11 protein-coding genes are annotated in these 12,560 nt (G+C 60.8%); 5 read left to right on the top strand and 6 right to left on the bottom strand.

Translation table 11 applies throughout. The features are described 5' to 3' along the window. Positions 1–59 precede the first annotated feature (59 nt). From BMH52_RS18450 to BMH52_RS18440, 3 genes are all read right to left on the bottom strand, one after another. Positions 60–878, bottom strand: coding sequence for a phosphoglycolate phosphatase (locus tag BMH52_RS18450; RefSeq protein WP_014720172.1), 819 nt, complete (start codon positions 876–878; stop codon positions 60–62). Beyond that, positions 875–1,549, bottom strand: coding sequence for a ribulose-phosphate 3-epimerase (rpe, locus tag BMH52_RS18445; RefSeq protein WP_003194703.1), 675 nt, complete (start codon positions 1,547–1,549; stop codon positions 875–877). The genes BMH52_RS18450 and rpe overlap by 4 nt, the downstream gene beginning before the upstream one ends. 84 nt (positions 1,550–1,633) lie before the next feature. Continuing rightward, complete coding sequence (locus tag BMH52_RS18440; protein ID WP_073844601.1) at positions 1,634–2,782, bottom strand: iron-containing alcohol dehydrogenase; 1,149 nt, start codon at positions 2,780–2,782, stop codon at positions 1,634–1,636. 213 nt (positions 2,783–2,995) lie between these two features. On the opposite strand from BMH52_RS18440, the gene BMH52_RS18435 reads away from it, so the two are divergent. Continuing rightward, on the top strand, positions 2,996–3,970 hold the full coding sequence (locus BMH52_RS18435; RefSeq protein WP_020302179.1) for an alpha/beta hydrolase family protein: 975 nt from the start codon (positions 2,996–2,998) through the stop codon (positions 3,968–3,970). Between the two features lie 76 nt (positions 3,971–4,046). On the opposite strand, the gene BMH52_RS18430 is transcribed toward BMH52_RS18435, so the two are convergent. Genes BMH52_RS18430 through BMH52_RS18420 form a run of 3 tightly spaced genes read right to left on the bottom strand, consistent with a single transcriptional unit; the run spans position 4,047 to position 6,512 of the window. Next, the gene (locus BMH52_RS18430) at positions 4,047–4,814 is read right to left on the bottom strand and encodes a TerB family tellurite resistance protein (RefSeq protein WP_014720175.1); all 768 of its coding nucleotides are present in this window, start codon (positions 4,812–4,814) and stop codon (positions 4,047–4,049) included. A gap of 1 nt (position 4,815) precedes the next feature. Then, entirely contained in the window at positions 4,816–5,490 is a 675-nt protein-coding gene (gene murU / locus BMH52_RS18425; protein ID WP_020302178.1) for an N-acetylmuramate alpha-1-phosphate uridylyltransferase MurU, read from the bottom strand. After that, on the bottom strand, positions 5,487–6,512 hold the full coding sequence (locus BMH52_RS18420; RefSeq protein ID WP_014720177.1) for an aminoglycoside phosphotransferase family protein: 1,026 nt from the start codon (positions 6,510–6,512) through the stop codon (positions 5,487–5,489). The genes murU and BMH52_RS18420 overlap by 4 nt, the downstream gene beginning before the upstream one ends. Before the next feature lie 130 nt (positions 6,513–6,642). On the opposite strand from BMH52_RS18420, the gene BMH52_RS18415 reads away from it, so the two are divergent. The 4 genes from BMH52_RS18415 to rsmA are packed head-to-tail and all read left to right on the top strand — an operon-like array spanning position 6,643 to position 12,530. Further along, positions 6,643–9,420 carry an LPS-assembly protein LptD gene (locus BMH52_RS18415; RefSeq protein WP_073844599.1) on the top strand — a complete coding sequence of 926 codons (2,778 nt, stop codon included), beginning with the start codon at positions 6,643–6,645 and terminating at the stop codon, positions 9,418–9,420. Beyond that, the gene (locus BMH52_RS18410; RefSeq protein ID WP_137271085.1) at positions 9,401–10,735 is read left to right on the top strand and encodes a peptidylprolyl isomerase; all 1,335 of its coding nucleotides are present in this window, start codon (positions 9,401–9,403) and stop codon (positions 10,733–10,735) included. The genes BMH52_RS18415 and BMH52_RS18410 overlap by 20 nt, the downstream gene beginning before the upstream one ends. Then, positions 10,732–11,721, top strand: a complete 990-nt coding sequence (gene pdxA, locus BMH52_RS18405) for a 4-hydroxythreonine-4-phosphate dehydrogenase PdxA (protein ID WP_073844597.1) — start codon at positions 10,732–10,734, stop codon at positions 11,719–11,721. Before BMH52_RS18410 ends, pdxA begins: the two co-directional genes overlap by 4 nt. Beyond that, positions 11,718–12,530 carry a 16S rRNA (adenine(1518)-N(6)/adenine(1519)-N(6))-dimethyltransferase RsmA gene (rsmA, locus tag BMH52_RS18400; RefSeq protein WP_020302176.1) on the top strand — a complete coding sequence of 271 codons (813 nt, stop codon included), beginning with the start codon at positions 11,718–11,720 and terminating at the stop codon, positions 12,528–12,530. Before pdxA ends, rsmA begins: the two co-directional genes overlap by 4 nt. Positions 12,531–12,560 lie beyond the last annotated feature (30 nt).

Here is a 12,560-nt window from a genome sequence, read left to right as displayed (position 1 = left end):
CTCGTGGTGTGAGGGTCAAGTCAGGTAGGCAAACGTGCCGCACACGCGGCCAGGATCAGTCAGGCGCGCCAACGCCAGCGGGCCAGGGCCTTGATGACTTTCATCCAGAGTTTGCGAGTGACCACCACGATGGAATTTCCAGAAGGGGACGAATCAATGTCGGGCAACGTTATCTCAGCGCCCGCGCCCAAGCAACCGGGGATTAGCAGTCGCAGGTCATCAATGACCAGAGCGGGGGACTCCTCCGCAATCGGCCGGCCATGGTTGTAACCATAACTCAAGGCCACGCACTGCACGCCCGCCGCTTTAGCCGCCAACACATCACTGCGCGAATCGCCGACAAACAGCGACTGAGACGCCGGAATATTGGCCATTTTCATTACGAAAAACAGGGCCGCAGGGTCTGGTTTTTTCTGCGGCAAGGTATCGCCGCCGATAATCCAGCGGAAATAGCGACCGATTTTCATCTGGTCCAACAACGGCGCAACGAAGCGCTCCGGCTTGTTGGTGATCAGGGCCATTTCCACGCCCTGCTTGCTCAACCACTTGAGGGTGTCACGCACGCCGGGGTAAACCACGGTCAGTTCGTGGCTGCTTTCGTAAGCGGCATTGAACAACTCCAAGGCATGTTCTGCCTCGACCTCATCCACGCCCGTGGCATCGATGTCGTTGGCCAGGGCCCGACGCACCAACATCGGCGCGCCATTGCCGACCCACTTGCGCACTGACTCGATGCCTGCCGGTTTGCGCCCCAGCTTGAGCAGCATCTGGTCCACCGCGGCCGCCAGGTCGGGCACCGAGTCGATCAAGGTACCGTCCAGATCGAACATCACCAGCCGTGGCAATTTGCCGGGGAACAACTGCTCAAAACCGCTCATGGACGCGCCAGCGCCAGTTCGGCACGCATCTTGTCAATGACGGCCTGGTAGTCCGGGGCATTGAAAATCGCCGAGCCGGCCACGAAGGTATCGGCACCCGCTGCGGCGATCTCACGGATATTGTTGACGTTAACGCCGCCGTCAATCTCCAGGCGAATGTCACGCCCCGATGCATCGATCAGCGCACGGGCCTCACGCAGCTTGTTCAAGGTGCCAGGGATGAACTTCTGCCCGCCGAAGCCTGGGTTGACGCTCATCAGCAAGACCATGTCGACCTTGTCCATCACGTACTCAAGCACGCTCAGCGGAGTGGCCGGGTTGAATACCAGGCCCGCCTTGCAGCCGCCTTCGCGGATCAGTTGCAAGGTGCGGTCAACGTGCAATGTAGCTTCCGGGTGGAAGGTGATGTAAGTCGCACCCGCCTCGATGAAGTCACCGACGATACGGTCTACCGGACTGACCATCAGGTGCGCATCAATCGGCGCGGTGATGCCGTACTTGCGCAACGCGGCGCACACCATCGGGCCGATGGTCAGGTTGGGTACGTAGTGGTTGTCCATGACATCGAAGTGCACGAAGTCGGCACCGGCGGCCAACACCTTGTCCACTTCCTCACCCAGGCGGGCGAAGTCGGCAGAGAGAATCGATGGAGCAATGACGAAGGGCTGCATGACGCACCTTTTTTGAGCTAAATCACGATGGCGCGCATTGTATACCTCATGCTTTGCTGCGCGCACCGTGACCTATCTCAACGGTTAGTAAGCTGCCCGGTAGATTTTTTCGATATCGGCGGCGCTGAGCTTGCGCGGGTTGTTACGCATCAAGCGTTCAATGCCTGCAGCTTCGCTGGCCATGGCCGGGATGGCGTCCTCGGGCACGCCGAAACTGCGCAGGCCGGACGGGATCTCCACTGCCGCACATAACCGCGTCATCGCCTCTACAGCCTGGTCGGCAGCGTCATTCACACTCAGCCCGGCGATATTGACGCCCATGGCCTGGGCGATGTCCTGCATACGCTCGACGCAGGCCAATTTGTTCCAGTGCATGACATACGGCAGCAACAGCGCATTACTGACGCCATGGGCAATATTGAAGCGCCCACCCAACGGGTACGCCAGCGCATGCACGGCACCGACGCCCGCGTTGCCAAAGGCCATGCCGGCCATCAGGCTGGCGGTGGCCATGTCGTCACGGGCCTGCAGGTTGGCCGGGTTGGCGTAAGCCTTGGGCAACGCGCTGGCAATCAATCTGATCGCACCGATGGCCAGGGCGTCGGTAATCGGCGAGGCATGCAGCGACAGGTAGGACTCGATGGCATGCACCAAGGCGTCCACGCCACTGGCGGCCGTGACACCTCGCGGGCAGGTCAAGGTCATTTGCGGGCTGATCAGCGCGACATCCGGCAGCAAGTAATCGCTGACGATGCCTTTTTTCAGCTGTGCAGCCTTGTCGGACAGTATCGCCACATTGGTCACCTCCGAGCCGGTACCGGCCGTGGTGGGGATGGCGATCAACGGCGGGCCTTTGCGCGGCACCTGATCGACGCCAAACAAGTCCGCCAGCGCGCCGTGATAACCGGCATAGGCCGCCACGCTCTTGGCGATGTCGATGGCACTGCCGCCGCCCACACCGATCAGGCCGTCATGCCCCCCTTCGCGGTACGCATGCATGCAGTCTTCGACGATGGCAATTTCCGGATCGGGCAGCACGCGGTCGAAGATTTCGTAGGCTCGATCACCCAGATGCTCCACGGCCAGCGCCACGGTACCGGACTGGACCAGCGCGGCGTCAGTGACGATCAGTGGGTTATCCACATCCAGGCGCGTGAGTTCGGCAGCCAGTTGTTCGATGGCACCTGCACCGGTCAGCAGTTTGTGGGCGATCTTGAATGAGGAAGTACTCATGTGCGCGGCCTCTTATGAATGATGGGCTGGCACAAGAATAGCTGCCCCTGGCGTGTTGTCTGCCATTCATTGGTTGAATGGCCGCGCCGCGACCATCAAGACAGCTAACAAACCGCCGATAGCCTGTCGATAGCGAGAACCGCGCCTCATACCCCTGACAAATACCGACCAACCCATTAGGCTGCTGGAATCACTTCTGGCCGGGAATCAACGATGCTTTTTCTTCACCGTTCGGCACTGCCAGCATTGTGCCTGTCACTGCTGTTTACCAGCGTCTTGCCTGTTCAGGCCGAGGATGCACCCTCGCCTGCCGTCGAAAAACCGGCTGAACGCCAGGCCTTGCCCGAGCGTAGCCAGCAAGAAGCCAGTGCGCTCGAACGGCAGGTGCCGCAGCAGGAGCAACAGCAATTGCAAGCTGGTAGCGATTCGTTCCTGGCGCTATGGAAACCCGCCAACAGCGCCGAAGCCGAGGGGGTGGTGATTCTCATACCAGGTGCCGGGGAGAACGCGGACTGGCCGCAGGCCATCGCGCCTCTGCGGCGCAAGTTACCGGACGCCGCCTGGGGCACCCTCAGCCTGTCATTGCCTGACGTCAGTGTGGACACCCTGCCGCCACGGCTCATCGAACCGCCGAAAGCGGCGGTCGATACCAGCAGCAAGGAAGGCAGCACCGCTGCCAAGCCGGTCGAACAGGCCGCCAGTGCCGAGGCCGAAGGCACTGACCCGGCGGTGGTGCCGGGGGCGGATGAGCAGGACAAGACCGACGCCAAGCGCATCTTCGACCGTATCGACGCCGCCGTCGCCTTCGCCCAGACCCAAAGCGCCCGCAGTGTGGTGTTGCTCGGCCATGGCACCGGGGCCTGGTGGGCGGCACGCTACCTCAGCGAGAAACAACCCTCCCAGGTGCAGAGGTTGGTGATGGTGGCCGGCAAGACGCCTGCGGCTCGCCAACCGGACCTGCAGCAACTGGCGCCGGCCTTGAAGGTACCCACGGCGGACGTGTTCTATCAAGAGGGCGCCCAGGATCGCAAGAACGCCCTGGAGCGACTCCAGGCGGCCAAGCGCTCGAAGAATGACAGCTATAAGCAGGTGTCGCTCACGGCGTTACCCGGCAATAGCGCGGCGGAGCAAGAGCAGTTGTACCGCAGGGTTCGCGGGTGGCTGAGCCCGAAGGGCAGCGCAGACTGATCACATAGTCGACCATGTCGCACAACGATGTGGCAGGGGCAAGCCCCCTCCCACATGGCGTTGAGTGGCGATAGTCTCAACGAAAATCCCGCCGCTCGCGAATCAGCGCATAGGCGTTATGCAACTCTCGGGTTCGTTCGGTCGCCTCCCGCACTTGCGCGGGGCTGGCACCCGTGCCGGCGATCTTGTCCGGATGGTGACGGCTGAGCAGGCGGCGGTAGGCGCGCTTGATCACCGAAGGCTCAGTGGTTGCCGTCACCCCCAGGATACGCAACGCCTCCTGATAGGCACCGCCACGATTGGCCAATGGCTTGCGCTCCGGCGCGTAATCGGTCGCCAATGCCTGAAGCTGCTGTGGCGTCCAGCCCAACCACTTGCCCCACTGGTCGATCAGGTCGCGCTCGGCAGCATCCGCTCGACCGTCCGCCCACGCCATGCGCCAACAGGCGCGCAGCACGCCTTCCGCCGCATGGGGCTGCGTCTTGAGCACCCGCAGGTAACGGCGAACCCGGTCGCTGCCGGACTTGCCACGGTTGAAGGCGCTGATCGCGCGGCGCTGGGCCGGCTCACTCATGTCCAGTGCGCGCATCTCCTGGCGCGCTTGCTGGATATGCCCATCGACAACCCGGCCATTACTCTTGGCCAGGCGTCCCAGCAGCACAAACAACAGTTCGTCGTTGCGCAAGGCCGGGCGCCCACCCAAGCGTTCACGTAACTGCGCCCAGCTGTGCAGTTGCAGACGGCGATCCAGCGCCTGCCCCAGCAATGCCCCCAACAGAGCCCCCGGGATACTGGCAATGGCAAAGCCAGCCCCGGCGCCGATCAGCGTCCCTGGCCACAACATCCTACTGCCCCGCTGTCAGCAAGGTTTCGACCTGCGCCAATCGCTCCAGCGTCCCTACATCCACCCAGCGTCCTGCCATGTGCTCCCCCGTTACCAAACCTTTGGCCATGGCCTCGCGCAACAGCGGGGCCAGCTTGAAGGCACCGGCGCTGCAACCCGCGAACAATTTAGGGTCGAGCACTGAAATGCCACTGAAGGTCAGGTTATCGGCACCGGGCGCGGCATCATGAAGCACACCGTGATCCAGGTAGAAATCCCCGCCCGAGGGGTGGTGTGCTGGGTTGTCGACCATCACCAAGTGCGCCAGGCCCCGGATCGGCTGCTTGAGGTGGATGAAATCGTAGTCAGTCCAGATATCGCCATTGACCACCAGAAACGGTTCGTCGCCCAGCAGCGGCAACGCCTGGAATATCCCACCCCCCGTTTCCAGCGGTTCACCCTCCGGCGAGTAGCGGATGCGCAGACCGAACTGGGCACCGTCGCCCAGGTAGCTTTCGATCTGCTCGCCGAGCCAGGCGTGGTTGATCACGATCTCGGTAAAGCCGGCTTTCGCCAAGGCTTCAAGGTGATACTCGATCAGCCGCTTGCCGCCGGCTTGCACCAGCGGCTTGGGCGTATGCAGGGTGAGCGGACGCATGCGCTCGCCCTTGCCCGCCGCCAGGATCATCGCCTTCATACGCTGGCCTCGGCAGGTTCGCGCAGGCTGGCGAGTAACTCGCCCAGGTCACTCAACTCGGGTCGGTCGGCCAGCACCGCTTCTATATAAGCAAAGAAACGCGGCACGTCGGCCAGGTAGCGTGGTTTGCCGTCGCGGTGGCAGATACGCGAAAAGATGCCGATAACCTTGAGGTGACGCTGCACGCCCATCAGGTCGCTGGCACGCAGGAACTCCTCAAAGTCGTCCTGTACTGGAATCCCCAACTGTCCGGCACGCTGCCAATAGCCACGCTGCCATTCGCGCACGCGGGCCTGGGGCCAACTGAGGAAGGCGTCCTTGAACAGGCAGGTAATGTCGTAGGTCACCGGGCCGTAGACCGCGTCCTGGAAATCCAGCACGCCAGGGCTTGGCTCACTGATCATCAGGTTGCGCGGCATGTAGTCGCGGTGCACCAGCACCTTGGGCTGGGCCAGGGCGCTGTCGATCAACTGCTGGCTGGCACGTTGCCAGAGGGCTTGTTGCTCAGGGTCGAGGTCGATGCCCAAGTGACGGCGCACATACCATTCCGGGAACAGTTCCAGCTCGCGACGCAATAAAGCCACGTCATAGCTGGGCAACGGTGCATCCATCGGCAATTGCTGGAAAGCCAGCAGCGCGTCGATGGCATCGGCAAATAATTGGTCGGCATTTTCACCGTCAATCACGTCCAGATAGGTTTTTGTGCCTAGGTCATTGAGCAAAAGAAAGCCACGGGGCAAATCTTCTGCATAAATTTTTGGCACATTTATTCCCGATTTCGCGAGCAAATGCGCAATATCGACGAAAGGTTTGCAGTTTTCCTGGGGGGGTGGCGCGTCCATGACGACGAACGTATGGGCACCGCCCTCCCATCGGAAGTAACGCCTGAAACTCGCGTCGCTGCTGGCCGCGGTCAATGTGGCCGGGGGCACGGGGCCCCAGTCCTGAGCGTTGAAAAGAATCGGCAACTGCTCATCCAGCCAGACTTCCAGCTGTTGTAAACGTAGATCGTGCTCGGGCATTACAAGGGTCTCCGACGGCGCTAGCCGTCAAGCGGGGCATGCTTTATTATCACGCATCTTTTTCAGACCATCGAGAGGCGTGCGGCCCAAACCGCGGGCAGATGGCACGCAGGAAGCCCGGACTAATAAGATGGCATTGAAATCCCCCGCGTTTCGTAGAAAATTTCCGTTGCTGGTAACCGGCAGTCTGCTGGCCTTGCAACCTTTCGCCACCTCATTCGTGGTCGCCGCGGAACAGTATGACTGCTCAGTCTCTGCTTCGGGTGCCTGGGATTGTGCGCCGAAGACGGCCGCCGCCCCATTGCCACCGCGCCCGGTGCATGACGGTGCTGCCGTCAGCTCGGCCAACAGCACGCCGCAAGGCAAAGCTGGCGGCAGCGTCGACGCCGAGCCCAAGACCATGCTGGTCACCGAAGCCAAGGGCCGTGGCCTGCGCTCGCGCAGCGCCGACTACAGCCACCTGGACTGGGTACCTCGCGACAAGCTGACCGCAGCACAGTTGGCCGAAACCGGCCCTTACTGCGGCGGCGCGTACATCGAGCCGACTCGTCCTGGCATGAACGACAAGACGAACAAGAGCGATGCGCCGACCTTCATCGGCGCCAAGGCCTCGCGTTACGAGCAGGAGCAGCAAGTCGCTACCCTGGCCGGTGACGTGGTCATGCGCCAGGGCAGCATGCAACTGGAAGCGGACGAAGCCAGCCTGTACCAGGCTGAGAACCGTGGCGAACTAAATGGCAAGGTGCGCCTGCGCGACAACGGCGCCCTGATCGTGGGTGACCACGCTCAAGTCCAGCTCGACACCGGCGCCGCCCAGATCGATAACGCCGAATACGTGATGCACAAGTCACGCATCCGCGGTAACGCGCTGTACGCCAAGCGTGCAGAGAATGCGATCATCCGTCTCAAGGACGGTACGTACACCACCTGCGAGCCGGACAGCAACGCCTGGCAGCTCAAGGGCAACAACATCACGTTGAACCCGGCCACCGGTTTCGGTACGGCGACCAACGCGACGTTGCGGGTCAAGAACATCCCGATCCTGTACACCCCGTACATCTACTTCCCGATCGACGACCGTCGCCAATCCGGCTTCCTGCCGCCGAGCTTCAGCACCGGTGGGGAAACTGGCTTTACGCTGGTAACACCGTACTACTTCAACCTGGCGCCGAACTACGATGCCACGTTGTACCCGCAGTACATGACCAAGCGCGGCATGTTGATGGAGGGCGAGTTCCGCTATCTGACCAAGTCGAGTGAAGGGCAGTTTGGTGGGGCGTACCTCAACGACGATAACGACGAGCGGAAGAACCAGACTGATTACGAAAAGACCCGCTATATGCTCAATTGGCAGCATAAGGGTGGGTTGGATTCACGTCTGACGTCGCAGGTGGATTACACCCGGATCAGCGATCCTTATTACTTCCAGGATTTGAAGTCGTTTGAGGAAGGGGTTGAGAGCCAAGACGCTCTGAACCAGCAGGGATCTTTGACATATCGGGGCGATTCTTATCAGGCCCGTTTGAATGTCCAAGCCTATCAACTGGCGACAATCACTCAGATCACACCGTATGACCGGTTGCCGCAACTCACACTGAATGGCCAACTGCCATTTCATCCGGGCGGGCTGGATTTCAGTTATGAAACCGAAGCCGTACGCTTTGATCGAGACTTGGAGAACGGTAACTTTACGGACGAAAATGGCTTGGTTTCGCGTCGTCTGGATACCAACGTTACCGGCCTGACCCGTGCAAACGGCACTCGTCTGAACCTTGCGCCAGCTGTCTCTTATCCGATGAACTGGTCCTACGGCTTTTTGACGCCGAAGTTGAAGTACGTTTATACCAAGTACGATCTTGACCTTGACGGTACAGGCAAGAGCCAAATGGCTGCAGGAGGTCAAACCTTCAATAGCTCACAGGACCGCTCAGTACCTATTGCAAGCATCGACAGCGGCCTGTACTTCGACCGTAAAACCAATTGGTTCGGCAAAGACTACAACCAGACCCTCGAACCTCGTGCGTTCTACCTCTACGTACCGAATAAAGACCAGACCGAGATCCCTGTCTTCGACACCAGCGAGAACTCGTTCAGCTACTCCTCGTTGTTCCGGGATAACCGCTTCAGCGGTTCCGACCGCATCGGCGACGAAAACAAGCTGTCCTTTGGTCTCACCAGCCGCTGGATTGAAGAGAACGGTTTCGAACGTCAACGCGCTTCCATCGGCCAAGCGGTGTACTTCAAGGATCGTGAAGTTCAATTGCCTGGCATCGACGCCAAGACACGTGATGACGCCCACTCGAACGTATCTCCTGTTGCACTGGAGTACGAGTTCCGCTTCAACCGCGACTGGCGCGCCACAGCCGACTACAACTGGGACACCGAGAGCCATAGCCCTCGCTCCGGCAGCGCGATGTTCCACTACCAGCCGGAAGACAACCCGAACAAGGTCGTCAACCTGGGCTACCGCTATCGCAACGACCAGGTTGTCTACAACCAACTGACCGGTAAATGGCAGTTCGGCGGAGACTTCGGCAGCCCGGGCCAAGAGAACTACGTGAAGGATTACTACAAAATCCAACAACACGACTTCTCGATGATGTGGCCGATTGTTCCCCAGTGGAACCTGATCACCCGCTGGCAGTACGACTATGCCCGCAACCGTACCCTGGAAGCCTTCGGTGGTTTCGAGTACGACAACTGCTGCTGGAAACTGCGCGTCATCAACCGTTACTGGGTTTCCAACGACGAATACACGCAGATCGCCCCTCAGAACGAAAAGGGTGACCACGGGCTCTTCTTCCAGATCGTCCTTAAAGGACTCGGCGGCCTGACCGGCGCCAAGGTAGAGAGCTTCCTCGACAAAGGCATTGAAGGTTATCGTGAACGTGAAGACAAAGCTTTCTGAGTGTTTGCGCCCGCTAGTGCTGGGCGCGCTGTTCCTGGGTACTGTTTCGGCACACGCCGCGGTTCAACAGTTGGATAAAGTAGCGGCCATCGTCGACAACGACGTGATCATGCAGAGCCAGCTGGACCAACGGGTCAAGGAAGTTCAGCAAACCATCGCCAAGCGTGGCGGTGGTGTGCCACCGAGCAGCGTCCTGGAACCCCAGGTGCTGGAGCGTCTGATCGTCGAGAACCTGCAATTGCAGATTGGCGACCGTTCTGGCATCCGTATTTCAGACGAAGAATTGAACCAGGCCGTTGGCACCATCGCCCAGCGTAACAACATGAGCATTGATCAGTTCCGCGCCGCCCTGGCTCGCGATGGTTTGTCCTACGAGGACGCCCGTGACCAGATCAAGCGCGAAATGATCATCAGCCGTGTGCGCCAGCGCCGTGTGGCCGAGCGGGTTCAGGTGTCCGAGCAGGAAGTGAAGAACTTCCTGGCCTCGGACCTGGGCAAGATGCAGCTCTCCGAAGAGTTGCACTTGGCCAATATCCTGATCCCAACCCCGGACGGAGCCAACTCTGAGCAGCTTAATGCCGCCGCCGCTAAAACCCAGGCGATCTATGAGCGCCTGAAAGCGGGTGCAGATTTTGCCCAGATGGCCATTGCTCAGTCCGGCAGCGACAACGCCCTCGAAGGCGGTGACATGGGCTGGCGTAAAGCCGCTCAATTGCCACCTCCGTTTGATCGCGAATTGAGCGCCATGGAAGTCGGTGGCATTACCCAGCCAGCGCGCACCCCGGGTGGCTTCATCATCCTGAAGCTGCTGGAACGTCGCGGCGGCGAGACTTCGCTGAAAGACGAAGTCCATGTTCGTCACATCCTGGTCAAACCGAGCGAAATCCGCACCGAGGCACAAACCAAGGAACTGGCCCAGAAGATCTACGACCGCATTGAAAGCGGTGAAGACTTCGCCACCCTGGCTAAAAGCTTCTCGGAAGACCCAGGTTCTGCCCTTAACGGCGGCGATCTGAACTGGATCGACCCGAAAGCTCTGGTGCCTGAGTTCCAGCAGGTTATGGCCGAGACACCGCAAGGCGTATTGTCCAAGCCGTTCAAGACTCAGTACGGCTGGCATGTGCTGGAAGTGCTTGGCCGTCGCGCCACGGACAACACCACCCAGGCCCGCGAGCAGCAAGCCCTGAGCGTACTGCGTAACCGCAAATACGACGAAGAGCTGCAAACCTGGCTGCGTCAGATCCGTGACGAAGCGTATGTAGAGAACAAGCTGCCAGGCGCCGAGCAAACAGGCACCGACCAGGCACCCCAGTGAAACCCCAGCGTTTCGCGGTGACACCCGGCGAGCCAGCCGGCATTGGTCCAGACCTGTGCCTGCTGCTCGCCTCGCAACCCCAGCCACACCCCCTGATTGCCATTACCAGCCGCGACCTGCTCCTTGAGCGGGCCGCGCAACTGGGTGTGGCCGTCAACCTGCTGGACGTGGCGCCGGGCAAATGGCCCGACCTTCCCGCCCCCGCCGGCAGCCTGTATGTGTGGGACACCCCGCTGCAAGCCAAAGTGGTTGCAGGGCAGTTGAATACGGCCAACGCGGCATTTGTGCTGGAGACGTTGACCCGTGCGGGCCAAGGCTGCATCGACGGCGACTTCGCCGGCATGATTACCGCGCCGGTGCACAAAGGTGTGATCAACGAATCCGGTATCGCCTTTTCCGGCCATACCGAATTCCTCGCGGAACTGACCCATACCGCTCAAGTGGTGATGATGCTCGCCACCCGTGGCCTGCGTGTGGCGCTGGTGACCACCCACTTGCCGCTGCGTGAAATCGCCGATGCCATCACTGCCGAGCGTGTGGAGCGTGTCACGCGCATCCTGCACAGCGACCTGCAACACAAATTCGGCATTGCCCAACCGCGCATCCTGGTCTGCGGGCTCAACCCCCACGCCGGTGAAGGCGGCCACTTGGGCCATGAAGAAATCGACATCATTGAACCGACATTAGAGCGCCTGCGCCAAGAAGGCATGGACCTACGCGGCCCATTGCCTGCAGACACTCTGTTCACCCCCAAATATCTGGAGCACTGCGACGCAGTGCTGGCGATGTACCACGACCAGGGGCTGCCCGTGCTGAAGTACAAAGGCTTCGGCGCCGCAGTCAACGTGACACTGGGCCTGCCGATCATCCGCACTTCCGTCGACCATGGCACCGCCCTGGACCTCGCAGGCAGCGGCAAGATCGATACCGGCAGCCTGCACGTGGCCCTGGAAACCGCCTACCAGATGGCCGAGACCCGTATATGACTGAGCATTACCAACACCGGGCGCGCAAGCGCTTCGGGCAGAACTTCCTGCATGACGCTGGCGTAATCGATCGCATCCTGCGCTCCATCCATGCCAAGCCAGAAGACCGCCTGCTGGAAATCGGCCCAGGCCAGGGCGCGCTGACCCAGGGCCTGCTGGCCAGCGGCGGGCAACTGGACGTCGTGGAACTGGACAAGGACCTGATCCCGATCCTCAACCAGCAGTTCGCCGGCAAAACCAACTTCAACCTGCACCAGGGCGACGCGCTGAAGTTCGACTTCAACAGCCTTGGCGCTGCGCCCAACAGCCTGCGGGTGGTGGGTAACCTGCCGTACAACATCTCCACGCCGCTGATTTTTCACCTGCTGAACAACGCCGGGATCATCCGCGACATGCACTTCATGCTGCAAAAGGAAGTGGTGGAGCGCCTGGCCGCAGGCCCTGGCGGTGGTGACTGGGGCCGCTTGTCGATCATGGTCCAGTATCACTGCCGCGTAGAGCACCTGTTCAACGTCGGCCCGGGCGCGTTCAACCCGCCACCGAAGGTCGATTCAGCCATCGTGCGCCTGGTGCCGCATGCCGTACTGCCGCACCCGGCCAAGGATCACAAACTGCTGGAACGTGTGGTACGCGAAGCGTTCAACCAACGCCGCAAGACCTTGCGTAACACACTCAAAGCCCTGCTGAGCAATGCTGAAATCGAAGCCGCCGGCGTCGACGGCGGCCTGCGCCCCGAGCAACTGGACCTGGCCGCGTTCGTGCGCCTGGCTGACCAGCTTGCCATCCAGCCAGCGCCAACAGCGCAATAGGGTTCAACACCCTCCAATGTGGGAGCGGGC

The organism is Pseudomonas sp. BTN1, assembly GCF_001907715.1.
GTDB classification, from domain to species: domain Bacteria; phylum Pseudomonadota; class Gammaproteobacteria; order Pseudomonadales; family Pseudomonadaceae; genus Aquipseudomonas; species Aquipseudomonas paracarnis.
Note: the sequence above shows the minus strand (reverse complement) of the source record. Positions and strands in the feature narration are given on the sequence as shown.